Annotated in this window: 30 protein-coding genes; 24 read left to right on the top strand and 6 right to left on the bottom strand. The window is 64.7% G+C overall.

The window, feature by feature from the left end:
* Window position 1: 1 nt before the first annotated feature.
* The 3 genes from AC0ZZU_RS02445 to AC0ZZU_RS02435 are packed head-to-tail and all read right to left on the bottom strand — an operon-like array spanning window position 2 to window position 1,365.
* On the bottom strand, window positions 2–556 hold the full coding sequence (locus tag AC0ZZU_RS02445) for a chemotaxis protein CheW (RefSeq protein WP_476338765.1): 555 nt from the start codon (window positions 554–556) through the stop codon (window positions 2–4).
* Window positions 553–918, bottom strand: a complete 366-nt coding sequence (gene pilH / locus AC0ZZU_RS02440; RefSeq protein ID WP_324122818.1) for a twitching motility response regulator PilH — start codon at window positions 916–918, stop codon at window positions 553–555. Before pilH ends, AC0ZZU_RS02445 begins: the two co-directional genes overlap by 4 nt.
* A gap of 45 nt (window positions 919–963) precedes the next feature.
* Window positions 964–1,365 (bottom strand): response regulator, encoded by a 402-nt coding sequence (locus tag AC0ZZU_RS02435; RefSeq protein ID WP_476338762.1) that lies wholly within the window; start codon window positions 1,363–1,365, stop codon window positions 964–966.
* A 264-nt stretch (window positions 1,366–1,629) separates the two neighbouring features.
* Between AC0ZZU_RS02435 and gshB the strand changes: the two genes are divergently transcribed.
* The 14 genes from gshB to AC0ZZU_RS02365 all read left to right on the top strand — a co-directional run bounded on the left by gshB (window position 1,630) and on the right by AC0ZZU_RS02365 (window position 15,364).
* Window positions 1,630–2,583 carry a glutathione synthase gene (gene gshB, locus AC0ZZU_RS02430; protein ID WP_476338760.1) on the top strand — a complete coding sequence of 318 codons (954 nt, stop codon included), beginning with the start codon at window positions 1,630–1,632 and terminating at the stop codon, window positions 2,581–2,583.
* Between the two features lie 84 nt (window positions 2,584–2,667).
* Window positions 2,668–3,570, top strand: a complete 903-nt coding sequence (locus AC0ZZU_RS02425; protein ID WP_476338758.1) for a TonB family protein — start codon at window positions 2,668–2,670, stop codon at window positions 3,568–3,570.
* Window positions 3,571–3,620: 50 nt separating this feature from the next.
* A complete protein-coding gene (locus AC0ZZU_RS02420) occupies window positions 3,621–4,190 on the top strand; it encodes a YqgE/AlgH family protein (protein WP_476338756.1) in 570 nt (189 codons plus the stop codon).
* The gene (gene ruvX, locus AC0ZZU_RS02415; RefSeq protein WP_476338755.1) at window positions 4,190–4,621 is read left to right on the top strand and encodes a Holliday junction resolvase RuvX; all 432 of its coding nucleotides are present in this window, start codon (window positions 4,190–4,192) and stop codon (window positions 4,619–4,621) included. The genes AC0ZZU_RS02420 and ruvX overlap by 1 nt, the downstream gene beginning before the upstream one ends.
* A gap of 46 nt (window positions 4,622–4,667) precedes the next feature.
* The gene (gene pyrR / locus AC0ZZU_RS02410; protein ID WP_476338754.1) at window positions 4,668–5,186 is read left to right on the top strand and encodes a bifunctional pyr operon transcriptional regulator/uracil phosphoribosyltransferase PyrR; all 519 of its coding nucleotides are present in this window, start codon (window positions 4,668–4,670) and stop codon (window positions 5,184–5,186) included.
* Window positions 5,187–5,198: 12 nt separating this feature from the next.
* The gene (locus AC0ZZU_RS02405; protein ID WP_476338752.1) at window positions 5,199–6,203 is read left to right on the top strand and encodes an aspartate carbamoyltransferase catalytic subunit; all 1,005 of its coding nucleotides are present in this window, start codon (window positions 5,199–5,201) and stop codon (window positions 6,201–6,203) included.
* Window positions 6,200–7,471 (top strand): dihydroorotase, encoded by a 1,272-nt coding sequence (locus tag AC0ZZU_RS02400; protein ID WP_476338750.1) that lies wholly within the window; start codon window positions 6,200–6,202, stop codon window positions 7,469–7,471. Before AC0ZZU_RS02405 ends, AC0ZZU_RS02400 begins: the two co-directional genes overlap by 4 nt.
* 268 nt (window positions 7,472–7,739) lie before the next feature.
* Window positions 7,740–8,270 (top strand): ATP-dependent protease subunit HslV, encoded by a 531-nt coding sequence (gene hslV, locus AC0ZZU_RS02395; protein WP_158458616.1) that lies wholly within the window; start codon window positions 7,740–7,742, stop codon window positions 8,268–8,270.
* Window positions 8,271–8,346: 76 nt separating this feature from the next.
* A complete protein-coding gene (gene hslU / locus AC0ZZU_RS02390; RefSeq protein ID WP_476338747.1) occupies window positions 8,347–9,690 on the top strand; it encodes an ATP-dependent protease ATPase subunit HslU in 1,344 nt (447 codons plus the stop codon).
* 50 nt (window positions 9,691–9,740) lie between these two features.
* The gene (locus AC0ZZU_RS02385; RefSeq protein WP_476338745.1) at window positions 9,741–10,118 is read left to right on the top strand and encodes a gamma-butyrobetaine hydroxylase family protein; all 378 of its coding nucleotides are present in this window, start codon (window positions 9,741–9,743) and stop codon (window positions 10,116–10,118) included.
* A 296-nt stretch (window positions 10,119–10,414) separates the two neighbouring features.
* A complete protein-coding gene (gene phaC / locus AC0ZZU_RS02380; RefSeq protein ID WP_476338743.1) occupies window positions 10,415–12,094 on the top strand; it encodes a class II poly(R)-hydroxyalkanoic acid synthase in 1,680 nt (559 codons plus the stop codon).
* 58 nt (window positions 12,095–12,152) lie between these two features.
* Entirely contained in the window at window positions 12,153–13,004 is an 852-nt protein-coding gene (phaZ, locus tag AC0ZZU_RS02375; protein WP_476338741.1) for a poly(3-hydroxyalkanoate) depolymerase, read from the top strand.
* Between the two features lie 49 nt (window positions 13,005–13,053).
* Window positions 13,054–14,736, top strand: a complete 1,683-nt coding sequence (gene phaC / locus AC0ZZU_RS02370) for a class II poly(R)-hydroxyalkanoic acid synthase (RefSeq protein WP_476338739.1) — start codon at window positions 13,054–13,056, stop codon at window positions 14,734–14,736.
* A 13-nt stretch (window positions 14,737–14,749) separates the two neighbouring features.
* The gene (locus AC0ZZU_RS02365; RefSeq protein ID WP_476339114.1) at window positions 14,750–15,364 is read left to right on the top strand and encodes a TetR/AcrR family transcriptional regulator; all 615 of its coding nucleotides are present in this window, start codon (window positions 14,750–14,752) and stop codon (window positions 15,362–15,364) included.
* Window positions 15,365–15,393: 29 nt separating this feature from the next.
* Here AC0ZZU_RS02365 and AC0ZZU_RS02360 read toward each other — a convergent pair whose 3' ends face one another.
* The 3 genes from AC0ZZU_RS02360 to AC0ZZU_RS02350 form a co-directional block, all read right to left on the bottom strand.
* On the bottom strand, window positions 15,394–16,131 hold the full coding sequence (locus AC0ZZU_RS02360; protein WP_476338737.1) for a phasin family protein: 738 nt from the start codon (window positions 16,129–16,131) through the stop codon (window positions 15,394–15,396).
* Window positions 16,132–16,141: 10 nt separating this feature from the next.
* On the bottom strand, window positions 16,142–16,582 hold the full coding sequence (locus AC0ZZU_RS02355; protein WP_476338735.1) for a phasin family protein: 441 nt from the start codon (window positions 16,580–16,582) through the stop codon (window positions 16,142–16,144).
* A gap of 96 nt (window positions 16,583–16,678) precedes the next feature.
* Window positions 16,679–16,954 (bottom strand): polyhydroxyalkanoic acid system family protein, encoded by a 276-nt coding sequence (locus AC0ZZU_RS02350; RefSeq protein ID WP_476338733.1) that lies wholly within the window; start codon window positions 16,952–16,954, stop codon window positions 16,679–16,681.
* 126 nt (window positions 16,955–17,080) lie between these two features.
* Here AC0ZZU_RS02350 and ubiE point away from each other — a divergent pair, with 126 nt between their 5' ends.
* The 10 genes from ubiE (at window position 17,081) to AC0ZZU_RS02300 (ending at window position 24,764) form a co-directional block, all read left to right on the top strand.
* A complete protein-coding gene (gene ubiE, locus AC0ZZU_RS02345) occupies window positions 17,081–17,851 on the top strand; it encodes a bifunctional demethylmenaquinone methyltransferase/2-methoxy-6-polyprenyl-1,4-benzoquinol methylase UbiE (RefSeq protein ID WP_158458625.1) in 771 nt (256 codons plus the stop codon).
* Window positions 17,851–18,480 (top strand): ubiquinone biosynthesis accessory factor UbiJ, encoded by a 630-nt coding sequence (locus AC0ZZU_RS02340; protein WP_476338731.1) that lies wholly within the window; start codon window positions 17,851–17,853, stop codon window positions 18,478–18,480. Before ubiE ends, AC0ZZU_RS02340 begins: the two co-directional genes overlap by 1 nt.
* Entirely contained in the window at window positions 18,477–20,084 is a 1,608-nt protein-coding gene (gene ubiB / locus AC0ZZU_RS02335; RefSeq protein WP_158458627.1) for a ubiquinone biosynthesis regulatory protein kinase UbiB, read from the top strand. Before AC0ZZU_RS02340 ends, ubiB begins: the two co-directional genes overlap by 4 nt.
* 70 nt (window positions 20,085–20,154) lie before the next feature.
* Window positions 20,155–20,547, top strand: coding sequence for a phosphoribosyl-AMP cyclohydrolase (hisI, locus tag AC0ZZU_RS02330; RefSeq protein WP_476338728.1), 393 nt, complete (start codon window positions 20,155–20,157; stop codon window positions 20,545–20,547).
* A gap of 1 nt (window position 20,548) precedes the next feature.
* Window positions 20,549–20,884 carry a phosphoribosyl-ATP diphosphatase gene (locus AC0ZZU_RS02325; protein ID WP_476338726.1) on the top strand — a complete coding sequence of 112 codons (336 nt, stop codon included), beginning with the start codon at window positions 20,549–20,551 and terminating at the stop codon, window positions 20,882–20,884.
* Between the two features lie 25 nt (window positions 20,885–20,909).
* Entirely contained in the window at window positions 20,910–21,200 is a 291-nt protein-coding gene (locus AC0ZZU_RS02320) for a twin-arginine translocase TatA/TatE family subunit (RefSeq protein WP_158458630.1), read from the top strand.
* A 3-nt stretch (window positions 21,201–21,203) separates the two neighbouring features.
* Entirely contained in the window at window positions 21,204–21,578 is a 375-nt protein-coding gene (gene tatB / locus AC0ZZU_RS02315) for a Sec-independent protein translocase protein TatB (RefSeq protein ID WP_476338724.1), read from the top strand.
* Entirely contained in the window at window positions 21,575–22,366 is a 792-nt protein-coding gene (tatC, locus tag AC0ZZU_RS02310) for a twin-arginine translocase subunit TatC (protein ID WP_476338722.1), read from the top strand. Before tatB ends, tatC begins: the two co-directional genes overlap by 4 nt.
* Window positions 22,363–23,070 carry a 16S rRNA (uracil(1498)-N(3))-methyltransferase gene (locus AC0ZZU_RS02305; RefSeq protein ID WP_476338720.1) on the top strand — a complete coding sequence of 236 codons (708 nt, stop codon included), beginning with the start codon at window positions 22,363–22,365 and terminating at the stop codon, window positions 23,068–23,070. The genes tatC and AC0ZZU_RS02305 overlap by 4 nt, the downstream gene beginning before the upstream one ends.
* Window positions 23,071–23,168: 98 nt before the next feature.
* Entirely contained in the window at window positions 23,169–24,764 is a 1,596-nt protein-coding gene (locus tag AC0ZZU_RS02300; RefSeq protein WP_476338718.1) for a methyl-accepting chemotaxis protein, read from the top strand.
* The last annotated feature ends 2 nt before the right edge of the window (window positions 24,765–24,766 follow it).

Below are 24,766 nucleotides of genomic sequence, written 5' to 3'. Positions count from 1 at the left end.
TCTACAACGCCACATCGAGAAAGCCCGGCGCCTGGGCCAGGGCCAGCGGGCTGAAGATCGCCCAGTTGCGCTCGCGGGCAAAATGCCCCTGCACGAACGGCGCCGCTGCGCTGATCAACAGGCGCGGCGGCGAGAGTTCCAGGCTCTGCAGGGCAAAATGCTGGAGGCCCAGCACTTCGTCCACCAGAAGACCGGCGAACAGCCCTTCGGTATCGAGTACCAGCACCCGGCGCTGTTTGCCTGGGGCACACGAGCCGAGGCCAAAGAAGCCACTCAGGTCCATCACCGGCAGCAGCCGTCCTCGCAGGTTGGCGACCCCACAGACCCAAGGTTGAACCCCGGGAACCCGGCTGCTGCGTGGTTCGTGCAGCACCTCGGCAACTTCGCCCATGGGTGCCACGAACCACTGGCCAGCCACGCGGAAACCGATGCCGCTCCAGTGCTCGAGGCGTGTTTCGTGATGGGGCTGGTCGGCCACCAGCAGGCGGCAGCGCCGGTCGATGTCGAGCAGCAGCTCAAAGGCCGTCAGCGACGTGCCCTGTGGGCGGGTGGTCAAGCTGGGAGCACACCTTTGAGTTTCTTGATCAGGGTGTCTTCGTCGACCGGCTTGACCAGATAGTCGCGCGCACCCTGGCGCTCGCCCCAGACCTTGTCGGTTTCCTGGTCCTTGGTGGTGACGATGATTACCGGGATGCCTTTGGTGTCCGGGTCCTTGCTGAGCTGGCGGGTGGCCTGGAAACCATTCATGCCGGGCATGACGATGTCCATCAATACCGCATCGGGCTTTTCCTGGCGTGCCAGGGCAACTCCATCGGCGCCGTTGACCGCCTTGAGCACCTGGTGCCCGTGCTTTTCAAGCATCGCACTCAGTTTGTACATTTCTGTCGGCGAGTCGTCGACAATCAGAACTCGGGCCATGCTGTTTCCCCATGAAGGAAAAGGACGTCGCCTGGGTGGGCGATGTCAGGGTGCGTGTTGTTCTTGCGCGGTGAACCCGGGCACATGGGCCTTGATCGCATCGAGCAGTTCGTCCTTGCTGAAGGGTTTGGTGAGAAACTGATCGGAACCCACCATCCGTCCTCGGGCCTTGTCGAACAGGCCATCACGCGAGGACAGGAGGATCACCGGAATATCCTTGAAGGCGCTGTTGTGCTTGATCAGCGCGCAAGTCTGATAACCATCCAGGCGCGGCATCAGCACATCGACGAAGATGATCCGGGGCTGGTGGTCGACGATCTTGGCCAGGGCATCGAAGCCGTCGCAGGCGGTGATCACCTCGCAGCCTGCTTCGCCGAGCAACATCTGGGCGGTGCGGCGGATCGTGCGCGAGTCGTCGATCACCATCACCTTCAGTGGCTGTTCCATATGTGCGCTACCATCGCTGCCCGCTGCGAGCTGCAAGCCTCAAGCTGCAGGAGAAAAGCAGGCCGGTGCAGGCCAGGCTTTCCTTGCAGCTTGCGGCTCGAGGCTTGCCGCTGAATTGGGCCTTTTTAGCATACTCCGGGATGGCATTCCATTGGCCCACGGGCCCGTGACGCGCTGCCCCTTGACCATCCGCGCCGCGAGCGCCACCCTGACGCCACTTTTCATTCGAACTACCGCGGCCCACGCCGCCCAGAGGAATCACCCATGAGCGTTCGCCTCGGGATTGTCATGGACCCCATTGCGGGCATCTCCTACAAGAAGGACAGCTCGCTGGCCATGCTGCTGGCCGCCCAGGAACGCGGCTGGTCGCTGTTCTACATGGAGCAGCGCGACCTCTACCAGGGCGCCGGCCAGGCCCGCGCCCGCATGCGCCCACTGAAGGTGTTCGCCGATCCGGCACGCTGGTTCGATCTGGGCGAGGAGCAGGACAGCGCGCTGAGCGAGCTGGATACCCTCCTGATGCGCAAGGATCCGCCCTTCGACATGGAGTTCGTCTACAGCACCTACCTGCTGGAGCAAGCCGAGGCCGAGGGCCTGCTGGTGGTCAACCGCCCGCAGAGCCTGCGCGACTGCAACGAGAAATTGTTCGCCACGCGTTTTCCCCAGTGCATGGCGCCGACCCTGGTCAGCCGCCGCGCCGATATCCTGCGTGAATTCGCCGCCACCCATGGCGATGTGATCCTCAAGCCGCTGGACGGCATGGGCGGCGCGTCGGTGTTCCGCCACCGCCAGGGCGACCCCAACCTCTCGGTGATCCTCGAAACCCTCACCCAGCACGGCCAGCAGCAGATCATGGCGCAAGCCTTCCTGCCAGCGATCAAGGACGGCGACAAGCGCATCCTGATGATCGACGGCGAGCCGGTCCCTTACTGCCTGGCACGTATTCCGGCCAGCGGCGAAACCCGCGGCAACCTGGCTGCGGGCGGGCGTGGCGAGGCGCGCGAGCTGAGCGAGCGTGATCGCTGGATCGCCGCCCAGGTCGGCCCGACCTTGCGTGAAAAGGGCCTGCTGTTCGTCGGCCTGGACGTGATCGGCGACTATCTCACCGAAATCAACGTGACCAGCCCGACCTGCATCCGCGAAATCGACAACGCCTACGGCACGCGCATCGGCGCGCAATTGATGGACGCCATTGATCGCCAGCTCAAGGCGCGCTGACCACCGACCCGGAGCTACCGCGCGGAGTGGGGTATGATGCCGGTCGTTTTCGACCTGCCCGCCCTGCCGGTTGCTGGATAACTGATGACCCTGCCTGCTGACATCCCCGCCGAACTGACTCCACCCCGCGTACGCCCGGTGGACCGGCTCGGCTTTACCCTGTTTCTGGCGGCCCTGGTGCACCTGGCGCTGATCTTGGGGGTTGGTTTTTCGTTCACCAAGCCCACCGAGATCCGCCGCACCATGGAGATCACCCTGGCTACCTTCAAGAGCGAGAAGGCGCCGGAGAAAGCCGATTTCCAGGCGCAGGAAAACCAGCAAGGCAGCGGCACCCTCGACAAAAAGGCCGTGCCCACTACCACCGAGGTCGCACCCTTCCAGGACAGCAAGATCAACAAGGTCACCCCGCCACCGGCCGCCCGGCCCGACGTGCGCACGCCGGCCCACGCCAAGTCGGCCGTGACGACCCAGGCGCCCAAGGCGCACAAGGTCGAGACCACGCCCAAGGAAAGCAAGCCGCAACCCAAGCCCCAGGCGGCCGTACCTGAATTCGACAGCTCGCAGCTGTCCAGCCAGATCGCCAGCCTTGAGGCGGAGCTGTCGAACGAGCAGCAGATGTACGCCAAGCGCCCGCGCATCCACCGCCTGAACGCCGCCTCGACCATGCGCGACAAGGGCGCCTGGTACAAGGAGGAATGGCGCAAGAAGGTCGAGCGGGTGGGCAACCTCAACTACCCCGACGAAGCGCGCCGCCAGCAGATCTACGGCAGCCTGCGGATGATGGTGTCGATCAACCGCGACGGCTCGCTGTTCGAAGTACTGGTGCTTGAGTCGTCCGGCCAGCCCCTGCTGGACCAGGCGGCCCAGCGCATCGTGCGCCTGGCCGCCCCGTTCGCGCCGTTCACTGGAGACCTGGCCGAGTTTGACCGGTTGGAGATCATCCGCACCTGGCGCTTCGCCCGCGGCGACCGGCTATCGAGCAACTAGCGTCTACTGCCATCTTGTCAGCCTCGCCAGTCGACGCCACACTATCAGGCATGAAGACCCTCAGCCCGAGCTACCTCAAGCATCAGTTCCTGATCGCCATGCCACACATGGCGGATCCGAACTTTGCCCAGACCCTCACCTACATCGTCGAGCACACCGCCAATGGCGCGATGGGCCTGGTGGTGAATCGGCCGCAGGAACTGAACCTGGCCGATATCCTCGAGCAGCTGCGCCCCGATACCGAGCCGCCGGCCAGTTGCCTGCGTGTGCCGATCTACGGTGGCGGGCCGGTGCAGACCGACCGTGGCTTCGTGCTGCATTCCAGCGAATGCAGCTTCCAGGCGACGGTCGACCTGGGCGGGCTGTCGCTGTCGACCTCGCAGGATGTGCTGTTTGCGATCGCCGATGGCCTGGGCCCGAAAAAGAGCCTGATCACCCTCGGCTATGCCGGCTGGGAGGCGGGCCAGCTTGAAGCGGAGCTGGCCGACAACGCCTGGCTCAACTGCCCTTTCGACCCCGAGATTCTCTTCGCAACGGCCAGCGGCCTGCGCCTTGACGCAGCCGCCGCCAGCCTGGGTATCAACCTGAGCCTGCTGACCAGCCAGGCGGGTCACGCCTGATGGCTCAATTGCGCCTGTTACTGGGCTTTGACTATGGCACCCGGCAAATCGGCGTCGCCGTCGCCCAGATGATCACCGGCCAGGCCCGCGAGCTGTGCACCCTCAAGGCACAGAACGGGGTACCGGACTGGGACCAGGTTGAAAAACTGATCAAGGAGTGGCAGCCCGACGCCATTGTCGTGGGCCTGCCGCTCAACATGGACGGCACCCCCAGCGAGATGAGCGCCCGCGCTGAAAAGTTCGCCCGCCGTCTCAATGGCCGCTTCAACCTGCCCGTGCACACCCACGACGAACGCCTGACCACCTTCGAGGCCAAGGGCGAACGCCTGGCCCGCGGTGGCCAGCGTGGCAGCTACCGGGACAATCCGGTCGATGCCATCGCCGCCGCCCTGCTCCTGCAAGGCTGGCTGGATGCCAACGGCGGGCAGTAACCCATCGGTTTCAAGCCGGGGTCACCCGGCGTCTCGAGGAGCAAGCATGAGCCTACCCAACCCCGCCGAGCTGATCCGGCAGATGGCCGTCGACCTGCGCGCGCACCTGGCCCGGCGACATATTGCCGAGCCACGCTTCATCGGTATCCACACGGGTGGCGTCTGGGTCGCCCAGGCCCTGCTCGAAGCACTCGGCAGCGACAGCCCGCTGGGCACCCTGGACGTCTCCTTCTACCGCGACGACTTCAGCCAGAATGGCCTGCACCCGCAAGTGCGCCCTTCGCAGCTGCCGTTCGAGATCGAGGGCCAGCACCTGGTGCTGGTCGATGACGTGCTGATGAGCGGGCGCACCATCCGCGCCGCGCTCAATGAACTGTTCGATTACGGCCGTCCGGCCAGCGTGACCCTGGTCTGCCTGCTCGATCTGGACGCCGGTGAACTGCCAATCCGGCCTAACGTGCTCGGTGCCACCCTGTCGCTGGCCGCCCATGAACGGGTAAAATTGACCGGACCCGCACCGCTCGCCCTCGAGCACCAGGACCTCGCCTCCGCTTCCGCCCTTTAAGAGTCCCCCGCGATGACGCCAATCGACGCCAAGCGCCCGCTGCAGCTCAATGATCAGGGCCAGCTACGCCATTTTCTCTCCCTCGACGGCTTGCCTCGCGAACTGTTGACCGAGATCCTCGACACCGCTGACTCCTTCCTCGAAGTGGGCGCCCGGGCCGTGAAGAAAGTCCCGTTGCTGCGCGGCAAGACCGTCTGCAACGTGTTCTTCGAGAACTCCACCCGCACCCGCACCACCTTCGAACTGGCCGCCCAGCGTCTGTCGGCCGATGTGATCACCCTGAACGTGTCGACCTCTTCGACCAGCAAGGGCGAAACGCTGTTCGACACCCTGCGCAACCTCGAAGCCATGGCCGCCGACATGTTTGTCGTGCGCCATGCCGACTCCGGCGCCGCTCATTTCATTGCCGAGCATGTCTGCCCGGACGTGGCCATCATCAACGGTGGCGATGGCCGCCACGCGCACCCGACCCAGGGCATGCTCGACATGCTGACCATCCGTCGGCACAAGGGCAGCTTCGAGAACCTGTCAGTGGCGATCGTCGGCGACATCCTGCACTCGCGGGTCGCGCGCTCGAACATGCTCGCGCTCAAGGCGCTCGGCTGCCCGGACATCCGTGTGATCGGCCCCAAGACCCTGCTGCCGATCGGCATCGAGCAGTACGGGGTCAAGGTCTACACCGACCTGGCCGAGGGCCTCAAGGACGTCGACGTGGTAATCATGCTGCGCCTGCAGCGCGAGCGCATGGCCGGCGGCCTTCTCCCCAGCGAAGGCGAGTTCTATCGCCTGTTCGGCCTGACCACCGCGCGCCTTGCCGGGGCCAAGCCGGACGCCATCGTCATGCACCCGGGACCGATCAACCGCGGCGTGGAGATCGAGTCGGCCGTCGCCGACGGCGCCCATTCGGTGATCCTCAACCAGGTGACCTACGGCATCGCCGTGCGCATGGCCGTGCTGTCCATGGCCATGAGCGGACAGACCGCGCAACGACAACTGGACCAGGAGAACGCCCAGTGAGCATCAGTATTCTCGGCGCCCGGGTCATCGATCCTGCCAGCGGCTTCGACCAGGTCAGCGACCTGCACCTGGATGGCGGCAAGATCATCGCCATCGGCGAGGCCCCGGCCGGCTTCAGCGCCAGCCGTACCCTCGACGCCCATGGCCTGGTGGCAGCACCCGGCCTGGTCGACCTCGACGTCGCCCTGCGCGAGCCGGGCTACAGCCGCAAGGGCAACATCGCCAGCGAGACCCGCGCCGCGGCCGCCGGTGGCGTGACCAGCCTGTGCTGCCCGCCGCAGACCCGCCCGGTACTCGACACCTCGGCCGTGGCCGAATTGATCCTCGACCGCGCCCGTGAAGCGGGCCACAGCAAGGTCTACCCGATCGGCGCCCTGACCAAGGGCCTGGAAGGCGAGCAACTGGCCGAGCTGGTTGCCCTGCGCGACACCGGCTGCGTGGCCTTCGGCAACGGCCTGAACAGCATCGGCAACAACCGTACCCTGGCCCGCGCCCTGGAATACGCCGCCACGTTCGACCTGACCGTGGTGTTCCATTCCCAGGACCGCGACCTTTCCCAGGGCGGCCTCGCCCATGAAGGCCCGATGGCGAGCTTCCTCGGCCTGCCGGGTATCCCGGAAACCGCCGAGACCGTCGCCCTGGCGCGCAACCTCTTGCTGGTCGAGCAGACCGGCGTGCGCGCGCACTTCAGCCAGCTGACCAGCGCCCGCGGCGCGCGCCTGATCGCCCAGGCCCAGGCACTCGGCCTGCCGGTGACCGCCGACGTCGCCCTGTACCAGCTGATCCTCACCGACGAGGCCTTGCGCGATTTCTCCAGCCTGTACCACGTGCAACCACCGTTGCGGACCCAGGCCGACCGCGACGGCCTGCGCGAGGCAGTGAAGTCGGGCGTCATCCAGGCGATCTCCAGCCATCACCAGCCCCACGAGCGGGATGCCAAGCTGGCACCGTTCGGCGCCACGGAGCCCGGTATCAGCAGCGTCGAGCTGTTGCTGCCGCTGGCCATGACCCTGGTGGAAGACGGCCTGCTCGACCTGCCGACCTTGCTGGCACGGCTTTCCAGCGGCCCCGCCGAGGCCATGCGGCTGCCGGCGGGCGAGCTGAGGGTGAATGGCGCGGCGGACCTTGTGCTGTTCGACCCGAATGCGTCCACCGTGGCCGGTGAGCACTGGTATTCGCGCGGAGACAACTGCCCGTTCATCGGACACTGCCTGCCGAGCGCGGTGCGCTACACGCTCGTCGACGGCCACGTCTGCCACGAGGCCTGACCGCCGCCCCCCCCCGTAGGAGCGGCCTCGTGCCGGGACGCCGGACCGCGCGAAGCGGGCCCGAAGGGCCCGTAAAACCATTCACCTCGTTATACCTGAAGCACCGCGGTGAATGGTCTCACGGCCCCTCCGGGCCCGCTTCGCGACACGAGGCCGCTCCTACGCAATCGCAGCGGCTGATGCGCTTACCAACAGTTGAAATCCTTCCCCCCCTCCCCCATATGAGTCTGCATCAGGCATTTTCGCCCCGCTGCGTGGAGACTCTCCCTTGACCACCATCGTTTCAGTTCGCCGCCACGGCAAAGTCGTCATGGCGGGCGACGGCCAGGTTTCCCTCGGCAATACCGTGATGAAAGGCAACGCCAAGAAGGTCCGCCGCCTGTACCACGGTCAGGTCATCGCAGGCTTCGCCGGTGCCACCGCCGACGCCTTCACTCTCTTCGAGCGCTTCGAAGGCCAGCTGGAAAAACACCAGGGCCACCTCGTCCGCGCCGCCGTCGAGCTTGCCAAGGAGTGGCGTACCGACCGCTCCCTGAGCCGCCTCGAGGCCATGCTGGCCGTAGCCAACAAGGACGCGTCGCTGATCATCACCGGCAACGGTGACGTGGTCGAGCCCGAGGACGGCCTGATCGCCATGGGCTCCGGTGGCGCCTTCGCCCAGGCCGCCGCGCGCGCCCTGCTGAACAAGACCGATCTGTCGGCCCGCGAGATCGCCGAGACCGCCCTGAATATCGCCGGTGACATCTGCGTGTTCACCAACCACAACCTGACCATCGAGGAGCAGGACCTGGCCGAGTGATCAGCTGTTCTGGCGCCCGGCCCCGACGGCCGGGCTTTTCCACGCTGACCCACTGCGTCCGAGGACCATCATTACCATGTCCATGACCCCCCGCGAGATCGTCCACGAACTCAACCGCCACATCATCGGCCAGGACGACGCCAAGCGCGCCGTCGCCATTGCCCTGCGCAACCGCTGGCGGCGCATGCAGCTCCCTGCCGAGCTGCGTGTCGAGGTGACCCCGAAGAACATCCTGATGATCGGCCCTACCGGTGTCGGCAAGACCGAGATCGCCCGGCGCCTGGCCAAGCTGGCCCACGCCCCGTTCATCAAGGTCGAAGCCACCAAGTTCACCGAAGTCGGTTATGTCGGCCGTGACGTCGAGTCGATCATCCGCGACCTGGCCGATGCCTCGATCAAGATGCTCCGCGAGCAAGAGATCATTCGCGTGCGTCACCGCGCAGAAGATGCCGCCGAAGACCGCATCCTCGATGCCCTCCTGCCCCAGGCGCGCACCAGCGGTTTCGCCGAGGAGGCCGCGGCTTCCAGCAGCGATACCAACACCCGCCAGCTGTTCCGCAAGCGCCTGCGCGAAGGCCAGCTCGATGACAAGGAAATCGAGATCGAAGTGGCCGAGTCCGTCGGCGTCGAGATCGCCGCGCCGCCTGGCATGGAAGAGATGACCAGCCAGTTGCAGAACCTCTTCGCCAACATGGGCAAGGGCAAGCGCAAGGCGCGCAAGCTCAAGGTCAAGGAAGCGCTGAAGATGGTCCGCGACGAAGAAGCGGGCCGCCTGGTCAATGAAGACGAGCTGAAGGCCAAGGCCCTGGAAGCGGTCGAGCAGCACGGCATCGTGTTCATCGACGAAATCGACAAAGTCGCCAAGCGCGGCAATGTCGGCGGCGCCGATGTGTCCCGTGAAGGCGTGCAGCGCGACCTGCTGCCGCTGATCGAGGGCTGCACCGTCAACACCAAGCTGGGCATGGTCAAGACCGATCACATCCTGTTCATCGCGTCGGGCGCCTTCCACCTGAGCAAGCCGAGCGACCTCGTGCCTGAACTGCAAGGCCGCCTGCCGATCCGCGTCGAGCTGAAGGCCCTGACCCCGGGCGACTTCGAGCGCATCCTGAGCGAGCCGCATGCCTCGCTGACCGAGCAATACCGCGAGCTGCTCAAGACCGAGGGCCTGGACATCGAGTTCATGCCAGAGGGCATCAAGCGCCTGGCCGAGATCGCCTACCAGGTGAACGAGAAGACCGAGAACATCGGTGCCCGCCGCCTGCACACCCTGCTCGAGCGCCTGCTCGAAGAGGTGTCGTTCAGTGCCGGTGACCTGGCCAGCGCGCACAGCGAAGCGCCGATCCGCATCGATGCCGAGTACGTCAACAGCCACTTGGGCGAGCTGGCGCAGAACGAGGATCTCTCGCGGTATATTCTGTAGATCGTATGGGGCCGCTTTGCGGCCCTTCTACCTGCAGAGAACACCAAGCCATGCCCAGACTCCCCACCGCAATCAACCTTCACAAAGCCTCCAAGACCCTTCGTCTCACCTACGGCCCCGACGAATCCTATGACCTGCCCGCCGAGTTCCTGCGCGTGCACTCCCCCTCCGCCGAGGTCCAGGGCCACGGCAACCCCATCCTGCAGTTCGGCAAACTCGGCGTTGGCCTTGTCGGTGTCGAGCCCGCTGGGCAATACGCACTCAAGCTGACCTTCGACGATGGCCACGACAGCGGCCTGTTTATCTGGGAGTACCTCGAGCAGTTGTGCCTGCGCCAGCAGCAGCTGTGGAACGAGTATCTCGGCGAACTGCACAAGGCCGGGAAATCCCGCGATCCCTCAGAATCGGCCGTCAAGCTCATGCTCTAACCTACGATTTCCAAGGGTTAGAGCGCATTTTCTAATCTCATCTGCTTGAATGTCGTCTTGACAGCCAACGACTGGCTGTCTTGCGCATTACATGAAAGTCGGGTAACCAATGGAGCTGGCAAGTTCCCTGCGTTGTTTCCGCGGTTTTCAAGAGCGGGTGGGGCCAGGCCGGCATGGGCGTCCGGTCGCGCCACCGCTGTTCGTTATCACTGGTCACCCGAGCAGTAGTACCGGGCATCTGCCTGTGCCGGAGAGCACAGCGCCGGTACTCGTCTCAGGACAATGGAGCGTCGTAGATGAGTAACAAGAACAACGATGAACTGCAGCGCCAGGCCTCGGAGAACACCCTGGGCCTGAACCCGGTCATCGGCATCCGTCGCAAAGATCTGCTGACCTCGGCGCGCACGGTGCTGCGCCAGGCAATTCGCCAGCCGCTGCACAGCGCCAAGCACGTAGCGCACTTCGGACTGGAGCTGAAAAACGTCTTGCTCGGCAAGTCGTCCCTGGCACCGGCGAGCGACGACAGGCGCTTCAACGATCCGGCCTGGAGCCAGAACCCGATGTACCGCCGGTACCTGCAGACGTACCTCGCCTGGCGCAAGGAGCTGCACGACTGGATCGGCAACAGCAACCTGTCGGAGCAGGACATCAATCGCGGTCACTTCGTCATCAACCTGATGACCGAGGCCATGGCGCCCACCAACACTGCGGCCAACCCCGCAGCGGTAAAACGCTTTTTCGAGACCGGCGGCAAGAGCCTGCTCGACGGACTGTCCAACCTGGCCAAGGATGTGGTCAACAATGGTGGCATGCCCAGTCAGGTCAACATGGACGCCTTCGAGGTCGGCAAGAACCTGGGCACCAGCGAAGGCTCGGTGGTGTACCGCAATGATGTGCTGGAGCTGATCCAGTACCAGCCGATCACCGAGCAGGTGTTCCAGCGCCCGCTGCTGGTGGTGCCACCGCAGATCAACAAGTTCTACGTCTTCGACCTGAGCCCGGAAAAGAGCCTGGCGCGCTTCTGCCTGCGCTCCAACCAGCAGACCTTCATCATCAGTTGGCGCAACCCGACCAAGGCGCAGCGCGAGTGGGGCCTGTCGACCTACATCGACGCTCTCAAGGAAGCCGTCGACGCGGTGCTGTCGATCACTGGCAGCAAGGACCTGAACATGCTCGGTGCCTGTTCGGGCGGCATTACCTGCACGGCGCTGGTGGGGCACTACGCCGCCCTCGGCGAGAACAAGGTCAATGCATTGACCCTGCTGGTCAGCGTGCTCGATACCACGATCGACACCCAGGTCGCGCTGTTCGTCGACGAGCAGACCCTGGAAACGGCCAAGCGGCATTCCTACCAGGCCGGAGTGCTCGAAGGCAGCGAGATGGCCAAGGTGTTCGCCTGGATGCGTCCCAATGACCTGATCTGGAATTACTGGGTCAACAACTACCTGCTGGGCAATGAGCCGCCGGTCTTCGACATTCTGTTCTGGAACAACGACACCACGCGCCTGCCGGCCGCCTTCCATGGCGACCTGATCGAGATGTTCAAGAACAACCCGCTGATCCGCTCCAACGGCCTGGAAGTCTGCGGCACTTCCATCGACCTGAAGAACGTCACCTGCGACATCTACAGCGTCGCCGGCACCGCGGACCACATCACCCCGTGGCACTCGTGCTACCGCTCGGCGCATCTGTTCGGCGGCAAAGTCGAATTCGTGCTGTCCAACAGTGGTCACATCCAGAGCATCCTCAACCCCCCCGGGAACCCCAAGGGCCGCTACATGACGGGCACCGAGCAGCCCGCCGATCCGCTGGCCTGGCAGGAAAGCGCCATCAAGCACACTGACTCCTGGTGGCTGCACTGGCACGCCTGGCTAGGTGAGCGCGCTGGCGAGATGAAGAAAGCGCCGACACGCCTGGGAAATCGCACCTACGCAGCCGGGGAGGCCGCACCGGGGACCTACGTTCACGAGCGTTGAGTGTCACGCCGTGGTGGCCCCGGCCCCACGGCGACTTATCCACCACAGGGTTTCGCGCATGCCGCATCCGTACATTCTCAGGACCGTCGAGCTGGATGGCCAGTCCATCCGGACCGCTGTCCGCCCCGGCAAGCCGCACCTGACGCCTTTGCTGATCTTCAATGGCATCGGCGCCAACCTGGAGCTGGTCTATCCGTTCATCGAAGCCCTGGACCCAGACCTTGAGGTGATCGCCTTTGACGTCCCTGGCGTCGGCGGCTCCTCGACACCCAGGCAACCCTACCGCTTTCCTGGCCTGGCCAAGCTGACCGCGCGAATGCTCGACTACCTTGACTATGGGCAGGTCAACGCCATCGGCGTGTCCTGGGGCGGTGCGCTGGCCCAGCAGTTCGCCTTCGATTACCCCGAGCGCTGCCGCAAGCTGGTGCTGGCGGCCACGGCGGCCGGCGCCTTCATGGTCCCGGGCAAGCCCAGGGTGCTATGGATGATGGCAAGTCCCCGGCGGTACGTGCAGCCTTCGCATGTGATCCGCATCGCCCCAGAGATCTATGGCGGCGGCTTTCGCAGGGACCCTGACCTGGCCCTGTCACATGCATCCAAGGTGCGCTCCGGGGGCAAGCTGGGTTACTACTGGCAGCTGTTCGCGGGCCTTGGCTGGACCAGCATCCATTGGCTGCACAAGATCCATCAGCCCACCCTGGTGCTCGCCGGCGACGATGACCCGCTGATTCCGCTGATCAACATGCGCCTGCTGGCCTGGCGAATTCCCAATGCCCAGCTACACATAATCGACGACGGCCACCTGTTTCTGATCACCCGAGCCGAGGCCGTCGCCCCGATCATCATGAAGTTCCTCCAGCAAGAGCGCCAACGCGCGGTCATGCACCCACGGCCTGCCACGGGTGGCTGATGCCGTATTGATCTGATCGTGGAAAGGCCTGACGAGGGAGTGTTGCCTGATGAACGAGAGACCGGCAAAAGGGGCCCGACCCGCCCCTGTCACGACAATGAACGTGCAAAACGCGATCACCGGCCTGCGCGGCCGCGACCTGATCTCGACCCTGCGCCAGGTCGGCCGCCACGGTTTGCTCAACCCCTTGCACACCGCCCGCCACATGTTGGCCCTGGGCGGTCAGCTGGGCCGGGTGATGCTTGGCGACACGCCGTACCAGCCGCATGCCCGTGACAATCGATTCCAGGATCCGACGTGGAGCCAGAATCCGCTCTACCGCCGCGGCCTGCAAGCGTACCTGGCCTGGCAGAAGCAAAGCCGCCTGTGGATCGAGGAAAGCCAGCTGTCGCCAGATGACCGGGCCCGTGCCCATTTCGTGGCCAACCTGCTCAACGACGCCCTGGCGCCGAGCAATTCACTGCTCAACCCGCTGGCGGTCAAGGAGCTGCTCAATACCGGCGGGATGAGCCTGGTGCGCGGCGCGGGCAATCTGCTGGACGACCTGCGGCACAACGACGGCCTGCCGCGGCAGGTCGATCAGGACGCATTCAAGGTGGGTGAAAGCCTGGCCGCGACCCCTGGCGCCGTGGTCTTTCGCAATGACCTGCTGGAGCTGATCCAGTACCGGCCGATGAGCGAGAAACACTATGCCCGGCCGCTGATCGTGGTGCCGCCACAGATCAACAAGTACTACATCTTCGATTTGCGGCCGACCAACAGTTATGTCCAGTACATGCTCAAGAACGGCCTGCAGGTGTTCATGGTCAGCTGGCGCAACCCCGAGCCGCGTCATCGAGAGTGGGGTCTGTCCAGCTATGTGCAGGCATTGGAAGAGGCCCTCAATGCCTGCCGGAGCATTACCGGCAGCCGTGACCCGAACCTGCTGGGCGCCTGCGCCGGCGGCCTGACCATGGCGGCACTGCAAGGACACCTGCAGGCCAAGCACCAGTTGCGCCGGGTGCGCAGTGCCACTTATCTGGTCAGCCTGCTCGACAGCCAGTTCGAAAGCCCCGCCAGTCTGTTCGCCGACGAGCAGACAGTGGAGGCGGCGAAGCGCCGCTCCTACCAGCGCGGAGTGCTGGATGGCGGCGAGGTGGCGCGAATTTTCGCCTGGATGCGGCCCAACGACCTGATCTGGAACTACTGGGTCAACAACTATCTGCTCGGCAAGACGCCCCCGGCCTTCGACATCCTCTACTGGAACGCAGACCACACACGCCTGCCCGCCGCCTTGCATGGCGACCTGCTGGACTTCTTCAAGCACAACCCGCTCACCCACCCAACCGGCCTCGAGGTCTGCGGCACGCCCATCGACCTCAAGCAGGTCGACCTCGACACCTTCAACGTGGCGGGCAGCAATGACCACATCACGCCGTGGGACGCAGTCTACCGCTCGGCGCTCTTGCTGGGCGGCAACCGCCGTTTCGTGCTGGCCAACAGCGGGCACATCCAGAGCATCATCAACCCTCCGGGCAATCCCAAGGCGTACTACCTGGACAACCTGAAGCTTTCCAGCGACCCGCGCGCCTGGTTCCATGATGCCAAGCGCACCGACGGCAGCTGGTGGCCGCTGTGGCTGGAATGGATCAGCCAGCGTTCAGGTGCGTTGAAGGAAGCGCGCGCCGAGCTCGGCAACAAGGTGTATCCGCCCGCAGACGCGGCGCCCGGCACCTACGTGATGGCCCGCTGAGCGCATGACCCGGATAAAGACCCGCGACCGCATCCTCGATTGTGCGCTGCAGCTGTTCAACCAGCAGGGCGAGCCGAATGTCTCGACCCTGGAGATCGCCAATGAGCTGGGGATCAGCCCGGGCAATCTGTATTACCACTTCCATGGCAAGGAACCGGTGGTGCTGGGACTGTTCGAGCGGTTCGAGGAAGCGCTGCTGCCGCTGCTTGATCCGCCCATGGACGTGCGGCTGGATGCCGAGGATTACTGGTTGTTCCTGCATCTGATCGTCGAGCGCATGGCCCAGTACCGTTTTCTCTTCCAGGACCTGTCGAACCTTACGGGGCGCCTGCCCAAGCTGGCTCGTGGCGTGCGCAACCTGATCAACGCCGTCAAGCGCACCCTGGCCGCGCTGCTCGCCAGCCTCAAGGCGCAGGGTCAGGTGCAGAGTGACACCCAGGCGCTGGGGCAACTGGTCGAGCAGATAACCCTGACGCTGCTGTTCTCCCTGGATTACCAGCGAGTGCTGGCCCGGCAGGGGGATGTGGGAGTGGTGGTCTATCAGGTGATGATGCTGGTGGCGCCGCATTTGCGGCAGCCCTCGCGCCAGGCGGCGGAGCAGATGGCGGTGCGGTATCTGGAGGGGTGATGGTGTCCTTGCGGACACCATCGCGCAAATCACGCCTGGCTGGCTTGACCCGCCGACTCGGCTGCCGGTGCGCTGGACGTCGCGCTGTTCGAGCCGGAGGCCGAATTACCCGACGAGGCCGCGCTCGAGGCCGGTGCCTCGGACTTGGCCGGCGCCTTCTTCACCGCAGGTTTTCTAGGCGCCGCAGGCTTTTTGGCCGCTGCAGGCTTGGCCGCCGCAGCTTTCTTCTCGGTCTTGGCAACTGCCGACTTGGCCGTCGCAACCGCTTTTTCCGCCGGCTTGGCCGCTGCCTTGGTCACGGCCTTGGCCAGTGGCTGGGCGGTGGCCTTGCTGGCAGCGGCGGACCTGGCCGATACCGGCTTGACCGAGGCGCCGGTCAAACGCTCGATCTGCTTGGTGAGCGTATCGACTTGCTGGTGCAGAGCCTTGATCTCGTTGCGGCTAGGCACGCCCAGGCGGGAGATGGCGCTGTTCAGGCGCTTGTCGAACGCTTCTTCGAGTTCTCCCCACTTGCCCTTGGCGCGCTCCTTCACGTCCGATACCCGCGAGGTACTGGCCTTCGCGCTGTCCTTTGCGGACTCAACAGCATCCTTGGCCTGCTTCTCGGCCTTTTCGCCATCCTTCACCAGGGAATCGAACAGTTTGCTACCGTCCTGATCAACCTTGGAGTAGATACCCAGGCCAGCCAGCCAGATCTTGCGGGAATACTTTTCGATCCCGCCAACCCAGGAGCTGCCTTCCTTCTCGGTGTTCTTCTTGCCAGCCATCCTGCTCTCCTTATTGTTTGCGAGCGACGCGCTCGAGCAACGCCGTCAGCTCATCGAGCTTGATGGACAGTGCCTCAACGTCATGTTTAGACGGAATACCGATACGATTCAAGGCGCTGCCGACGCGCGCATCGAATGCTCTCTCGATCTTGTCGAGGCGAACCTCGAACCGGCTGCGTACTACGGTGAGCTCACGCTCGGCGTCGTGCAGCTGGCTGTTGGCAGCGTCGAGGCCTTGATCGACAGCCTCCTCGATACGCTGCTCGCCGCGTTTTTCCACGACCTCACCCGCCTTGACCAGCTCTTTGAAGTACTCCGTGCCTTCCTGGCCGACGCGGGTGTAGGCACCCAGGCCTGCCAGCCAGATCTTGCGCGCGTAGCCGCGCACCTCGCCCAGGGTACTGTCCTGGGCGGTGTCGACTTTTTTCTTCAGGGTCGTCTTGTTGGCCATGCTCTGCACCTCACGCTCGTAGGGAATGTCGGGCTTGAGCACAAGGTAGGACGAAAAATTAGAATGATCACCCTAAGAGCAGCTAACGGATGGGGTCTAGGCGAGCGCCTTGTCCAGCGCGCGCTCGATTCCGCTCTTGATGCTGCCGCTCATCATCGACAGCATCATCCCCAGCTTGAGTTCGACACGGATGCTGTCGTCGCCGATCAGTACGCTGCCCTTGGCGCCGCTGCGCGATACGTCGACACGGTCGCCCTGCCATTCGGCCTTGAGGTCGTATTCCTGCGACAGCTTCTCCACCAGCGACTCGGCCTTGGCGCGCGCGGCCTCGCGGCCGAGGCTGTGTTTGCGTTCAACGCTGATCTGGGTCATGGGGGTAATCCTGAAGGCTAAGACAATGCTCACATTATGCCCGCGCCCGCGCCGGCGACACACCCCGCCAAGACAAATCCGCCCGTTCACCCTAGAATGGCGGTAATTTTTTCCCGGTGAAGCGAAATGACCGATCAGCGCAAAGGCGACCAGGCCGAACCTACCACCCATTTCGGCTACAAGAACGTTCGTGAAAGCGAGAAAGCGGCGAAAGTCGCCGAGGTCTTCCACTCGGTAGCCGCCAAGTACGACCTGATGAACGACGTCCTGTCCGGTGGCATGCACCGGCTGTGGAAGCGCTTCACGATCGAGCTTTCCGGCGTGCGCAGCGGCAACCGAGTGCTGGACATCGCGGGGGGCACGGGTGACCTGGCCGCCAAGTTCTCGCGCCTGGTAGGCCCGACCGGCCAGGTGGTGCTGGCCGACATCAACGAGTCGATGCTCAAGGTAGGCCGCGACCGCCTGCTCGACCGCGGCGTTGCGGGCAATATCGAGTTCGTCCAGGCCGATGCCGAAAAGCTGCCCTTCCCGGACAACCACTTCGACTGCGTGACCATCGCCTTCGGCCTGCGCAACGTCACCCACAAGGAAGACGCCCTGCGCTCGATGCTGCGCGTACTCAAGCCTGGCGGCCGCCTGCTGGTCCTGGAGTTCTCCAAGCCGACCAACGCCTTCATGTCCAAGGCCTACGACGCCTACTCGTTCGCTTTCATGCCCCTGGCCGGCAAGCTGATCACCAATGACTCGGAAAGCTACCGTTACCTGGCCGAGTCGATCCGCATGCACCCCGACCAGGAAACCCTCAAGGCCATGATGGTCCAGGCCGGCTTCGACCGTGTCACCTACCACAACATGACCAGCGGCATCGTCGCGCTGCACCGGGGTATCAAGCCCTGATGCTGCTGGCCGGCCTTCTCGCAAGCGTCGAACACGGGCTCAACCGTGTGCTGCGCATGGACAGCACGGCCATGCCGCGCCTGGCCGCGCTGGAGGGCAAGGTGATTGCCATCGACTGCCGCCAGCCGTCGCTCTCGGTCTTCATCCTGCCCGATGAAGACGGCCTGATGCTCGCCGCCCACTGGGAAGGCGAGGTCGACTGCACCCTGCGCGCGCCCGCGGGCAGCTTGGTGCAACTGGCCTTTGCCAGCGACAAGAACGCCGTGCTGCACAGTCCGCAGGTCGAACTGCATGGTGACAGCGCGGTGCTCCTCGACCTGTTCGGTATCCTCCAGGACCTGGAGTTGGACTGGGAATACGAGCTGTCGCGCTGGCTGGGGCCGGTGCCTACTGCCCTGCTGGCCGGCCACCTGCGCCTGCGCGCCCGCTGGACGCGGGAAGGGCTGGCGCGTTTCAGCCAGAACCTGTCCGAGTACCTTGCCGAAGAAGCCCGTACCCTGGTCGGCCAGCGCGAGGCCGAAGCGGCCTTCCGCGAACTTGACTCGCTAAAGCTCGACATTGAACGCCTTGAGGCGCGCATCCAGCGCCTGGCCCGATCCCGCTCACTTGATACCAGCGATAACGCATGAAGCTGCTCGCCGTCCGCCGTCTGTTGCGCATTCAGCGCGTCGTGATCCGCTACCGTCTCGATGACCTGCTGTTCGACCTGCCCCTGCCCTGGTGGTTGAGGAGCCTGCGCCTGCTGATGCCCTGGCGCTGGCTGCCGCGCAAGCCCTCCCCGCTCAACCGCGGCGCCCGCCTGCGCCTGGCCTTGCAGGACCTGGGGCCAATCTTCATCAAGTTCGGCCAGTTGCTCTCGACCCGTCGCGACCTGATGCCCACGGACATCGCGGACGAGCTGATGCTGCTGCAGGACCGGGTCCCGCCCTTCGACTCGAAACAGGCGGTGGCGCTGATCGAGGAGCAGCTCGGGGCGACTGTCGGCGAGGTGTTCAGCCGCTTCGACGTCGAGCCTCTGGCCTCCGCCTCGGTGGCGCAGGTACATGGCGCCCGGCTCAAGACCGGTGAAGAGGTAGTGGTCAAGGTGGTGCGTCCCGGCCTGAAGCCGGTCATCGCCCAGGACCTCGCCTGGCTGTTCCTGATCGCCAAGGGTGCCGAGCGAGTGTCCGCCGATGCGCGCCTGCTGCACCCGGTCGAGGTGGTCAAGGACTACGAGAAGACCATATTCGACGAGCTCGACCTGCTCCGCGAGGCTGCCAACTCCAGCCAGCTGCGGCGCAACTTCGAAGGCTCGGACATGCTCTACGTGCCCCAGGTCTACTGGGACCTCTGCCGTCCGAAGGTGCTGGTGATGGAGCGCATCTACGGCGTGCCGGTGACTGATCTCGCCGCCCTGGCCGACCAGCGTACCGACATGAAGATTCTTGCCGAGCGCGGCGTGGAACTGTTTTTCACACAAGTGTTCCGCGACAGCTTCTTCCACGCCGACATGCACCCGGGCAACATCTTCGTCAGCACCGTGCGGCCTTGGAGCCCACAGTACATCGCCATCGACTGCGGCATCGTCGGCAGCCTCACCCCCGAGGACCAGGACTACCTGGCGCGCAACCTGTTCGCTTTCTTCAAGCGCGACTACCGGCGCGTCGCCCAGTTGCACATCGACTCGGGCTGGGTACCGGCGCAGACCAAGCTCAACGAGTTCGAGGCGGCGATCCGCACCGTGTGCGAGCCGATCTTCGAGAAGCCGCTCAAGGACATCTCCTTCGGCCAGGTGCTGATGCGCCTGTTCCAGACGGCCCGCCGCTTCAACATGGAAGTGCAGCCCCAGCTGGTGTTGCTGCAGAAGACCCTGCTCAACATCGAGGGGCTGGGCCGCCAGCTGTACCCGGACCTCGACCTGTGGAGCACCGCGCAGCCGTTTCTCGAGCGCTGGATGCGCGAGCGCATGAGCCCGCGCACCGTGCTGGGCAACCTGCACAGCCAGGTCGAGCAACTGCCGCACCTGGCCGGGATGACCCGCGACCTGCTCGAACGCCTGTCGCAGCCCCACCTGAACGATCCCGAGATGCCACGGCGCCGAGACCACGACGGCTGGGCCCTGCGCCTGCTGGGTGGCAGCCTGCTCGCCGGTGGCGCGACGCTGGCCACCGCCGCCGCGAGCCTCAGCGCCCCGGCTGCCTGGCCCGCGTGGCTGATGCTCGCGGCCGGGCTATACCTGATCGTGCGCCGATAGCCAGCCGGGCTGCTGGCTGGCACACTAGCGCAAGGGCCCGGCAGACCAGGGCCCGGTTTTGGAGTCGACGATGAAAGACTGGCTGGACGAGATCAAGTGGAACAGCGATGGCCTGGTACCGGCCATCGCCCAGGACCACAAGACCGGGCGCGTACTGATGATGGCCTGGATGAACCGTGAATCCCTGGCCCTGACCGCCGCCGAACAACGTGCCATCTACTGGTCGCGTTCGCGGGGCAAGTTGTGGCGCAAGGGCGAAGAGTCGGGCCATGTGCAGAAACTGCACGAGATGCGCCTGGACTGCGACGCCGACGTGATCATCCTGATGGTCGAGCAACTGGGTCATATCGCCTGCCACACCGGCCGCGAAAGCTGCTTCTACCGTGTCTACGAGAACGGCCAGTGGCAAACCGTCGACCCGGTCCTGAAGGACCCGGATGCCATCTACAGCGCAGGACACTGACATGAGCGACACCCTTACCCGCCTCGCCGAAGTGCTCGAAGGCCGCAAGAACGCGGCGCCCGACAGCTCCTACGTGGCCAGCCTGTACCACAAGGGCCTGAACAAGATTCTCGAAAAGCTCGGCGAAGAATCGGTCGAGACGATCATTGCCGCCAAGGACGCCGCCCACAGTGGCGACTGCAGCGATGTCATCTACGAGACCGCTGACCTGTGGTTTCACAGCCTGGTCATGCTCAGCGCGCTGGGCCAGCACCCACAAGCCGTGCTCGACGAGCTTGAACGCCGCTTCGGCCTGTCAGGCCACGACGAAAAAGCCGCACGCCAGCCGTCGGCGTGACTGATCAGACACTGAGGAAAGCATCATGGGAATTTTCGACTGGAAACACTGGATCGTCCTGTTGGTCGTCGTGGTCCTGGTCTTCGGCACCAAGAAGCTGAAGAACTTTGGCGGCGACCTGGGCGAATCGATCAAGGGCTTTCGCAAGGCCATGAGCGATGAAGAGACCAAGCCTGCCGAGCCGACCGCGCCGCCAGCCCAGCCAGTGCCGCCCGTGCACGCCCAGCCACAAGCGCAGAACACCGCGCCGCTGAGCCAGCCGCACACCATCGACGGCCAGGCGACGCCGGTCCAAGACCCGCTCCGGAAAGACTGACCCATGTTCGGGATCAGCTTCAGCGAGCTGTTGCTCGTCGGCCTGGTAGCCCTGCTGGTGCTCGGTCCCGAGCGCCTGCCCGGCGCCGCCCGCACTGCGGGCCTGTGGATCGGCCGCCTCAAGCGCAGCTTCAACAGTATCAAGATGGAGGTCGAGCGCGAAATCGGCGCCGATGACATCCGCCGCCAGCTGCACAACGAGCACATCCTCTCCATGGAGCAGGAGGCGCGGCGCATTCTCGATCCCCAGGCCACGCCAACGACGCCAGCCAGCCAAACACCGGCCACCCCTGCGCCTGCGGCTGAACATGCCAGCGGCACGCCGGCAACGCCGCCTGCCAATGCCCCCGAGCAGCCCCAACCGCCAAGAGCCCCATGAGCGAAATCCCGGAACATGACCAGCCCATGCCGCTGGTCTCGCACCTGACCGAGCTGCGCACCCGCCTGTTGCGCTGCGTGGCCGCCATCTTCCTGATATTCATCGGGCTCTTCGCCTTCGCGCAGCAGATCTACACCCTGGTGTCGCAACCGCTGCGCGAGCACTTGCCGCCGAACGCGACGATGATCGCCACCGATGTGGCCTCGCCGTTCCTGACGCCGTTCAAGCTGACCATGATCGTCTCGCTGTTCCTGGCGATGCCGGTCATCCTTCAGCAGATCTGGGGCTTCATCGCGCCGGGGCTGTACCGTCATGAAAAGCGCATCGCGATCCCGCTGCTGATTTCCAGCATTATCCTGTTCTACGCCGGCATGGCCTTCGCGTATTTCCTGGTGTTCCCGTTGATCTTCGGCTTCTTTGCCAGCGCAACGCCTGAGGGCGTTTCGATGATGACGGACATTGCCAGTTACCTGGACTTCGTCATGACGCTGTTCTTCGCCTTCGGCGTAGCGTTCGAGATCCCCGTGGCGGTCGTGCTGCTGGTGTGGATCGGCGTGGTCGATGTGAAGTACCTGAAGAAGATCCGCCCGTACGTGATCATCGGCTGCTTCGTGGTCGGCATGGTCCTTACCCCGCCAGACATCTTCTCGCAGACCCTGCTGGCCGTTCCCATGTGGCTGCTGTTCGAGATCGGCGTGCTCTTCGGCGGCTTGATCCGCAAGCGCAGCGAGTCGAATGACAACGCTGCCGATGACCACAACGACCAGCCGCCAGCGACCCAACCATGAATCTGCTGTTGCTCGAACAGGCCGATTTCATCGCGGCCGACCGTGTGGTGCTGGCTGACCGGCGCTTTACCCACATGCAGGAGATCCACCGCGTGGCAGTGGGTGACAGCCTGCGTATCGGCCGCCTGGGCGGCCAGATGGGCCAGGCCACGGTGTTGCGGCTCGAGGGCCATGAAGCGGAGCTGGAGGTGGCGTTCGACCAGCCACCGCCCGCCAAGCTGCCCCTGACCCTGGTGCTCGCCCTGCCCCGCCCGAAGATGCTCCGCCGGGTGTTCCAGACCGTGGCGACCCTGGGCGTACCGCGCCTGGTCCTGGTCAACAGTTACCGGGTCGAGAAAAGCTTCTGGCAAACGCCTTTCCTCACCCCAGAGGCCATACGTGAACAGCTGGTGCTCGGCCTCGAGCAGGGCCGCGATACGGTGCTGCCGGAGGTCCTTATCGAGAAGCGCTTCAAGCCTTTCGTCGAAGACCGCCTGCCCGCCATCTCCGACGGCACCCTGGGCCTGGTCGGTCATCCGGGTCCCTACCCGGCCTGTCCCCGTGCAGTGGATGAGCCTGTCACCCTGGCGATCGGTCCTGAAGGCGGCTGGATTCCCTATGAAGTCGAGCTGCTGGGCAAGGCGGGGCTGCAGCCGGTGCAGCTCGGTGAACGCATCCTGCGGGTGGAAACTGCCGTCACCGCGCTGCTGTCGCGGATTTTTTGACCACTCGATCAACTGCTCCCTGTCAAGTTTCCTCTCCTGGCGCCGATATGCTGGCCATACAGCAATAGCCGGCCATGCCGGGCGCCAGGGAGTACACCATGTCTCGTGGGTTGAATCAGTTTTTGGGTAACATGAGCGTCAATCGAAAACTGGGCTTCGGTTTCGGCCTGGTCCTGCTGTTGACGCTCGCCATCACCGCTACCGGCTGGACAGGCCTCAATGGGGTGATCAGCCGTGGCGACAAGCTTGGCAGTATCTCCGTGGTGCATCAGGGCACTCAAGAGCTGCGCATTGCGCGCCAGCAGTACGAGCGCAACCGTGACGCTGCCAGCCTGACCGCGATGGAGCAGGCGCTGGAACAGCTCGACCGCCGACTTCAAAGCATCGCCCAGCAGATCGAGCAACCTGCAGACCAACAGCGCGTGCAGCTCCAGCGAGACGCCGTGAGCCAGTACCGCGAGGCCTTCGTTGCACTGCGCCAGGTTACGCCGGACACCAGCGCCACTCAGTCGAACCCGCTGATTGACCAGGCGTTGCAACAGATGGCCGCGCAAGGCCAGGTGCTCATCGACAACAGTCAGGCTCTGACCCTCTCGCAGACCCAGGTGCGCGATGCTGACACCCGGCAGGCCAAGACCCTGCTGGCAGGGGTCACCGCGCTGGCCTTGCTGCTGGGCATGCTCGCCGCCTGGGTCATTACCCGACAGATTGTCCTGCCGTTACGCCAGACCCTCACCGCCGCCGAGCGCGTGGCCAATGGCGACCTGCGCCTGGACGTGGCGGTCGAGCGCCGCGACGAGCTGGGCCAGCTGCAAGCCAGCATGCAGCGCATGACCCGTAACCTGCGTGAGCTGATTGGCGGGATCGGCGACGGTGTCACCCAGATCGCCAGCGCCGCGGAAGAGCTGTCCGCCGTCACCGAGCAGACCAGCGCTGGGGTCAACAACCAAAAGGTCGAAACCGACCAGGTGGCCACCGCCATGAATCAGATGGCCGCTACTGTGCATGAAGTCGCGCGCAACGCCGAGCAGGCCTCGGAGGCCGCGTTGATGGCTGACCAGCAGTCCCGCGAGGGCGACCGCGTGGTTGGCGAGGCAATCGCCCAGATCGAGCGGCTGGCCAACGAGGTGGCGAATTCCACCGAAGCCATGGCCCAGCTCAAGAATGAAAGCACCAAGATCGGCAGTGTGCTGGACGTGATCAAGTCGGTCGCCCAGCAGACCAACCTGTTGGCGCTCAATGCCGCCATCGAGGCCGCCCGGGCGGGCGAGGCGGGCCGAGGCTTTGCCGTGGTCGCCGATGAGGTGCGCAGCCTGGCGCAGCGCACGCAGAAGTCCACCGAGGAAATCGAGGAGCTGATCGCCGGGCTGCAGCATGGCACCCAGCAGGTGGCCAGCGTGATGGACAGCAGCCGCAGCCTGACCGACAGCAGCGTCGAGCTGACCCGTCGCGCCGGCAGCTCGCTGCACACCATCACCACTACCGTGTCGTCGATCCAGGCGATGAACCAGCAGATCGCTACCGCCGCCGAACAACAGAGCGCCGTGGCCGAAGAGATCAACCGCAGCGTAATGAATGTGCGCGACATCTCCGACCAGACCTCGGCCGCGAGTGAGGAGACCGCCGCGTCGAGCGTGGAGCTGGCGCGGCTGGGCACGCATCTGCAAGGACTGGTCGGGAAATTCCAGCTCTAAGC

This window comes from Pseudomonas sp. JE3303, assembly GCF_056312565.1.
Note: the sequence above shows the minus strand (reverse complement) of the source record. Positions and strands in the feature narration are given on the sequence as shown.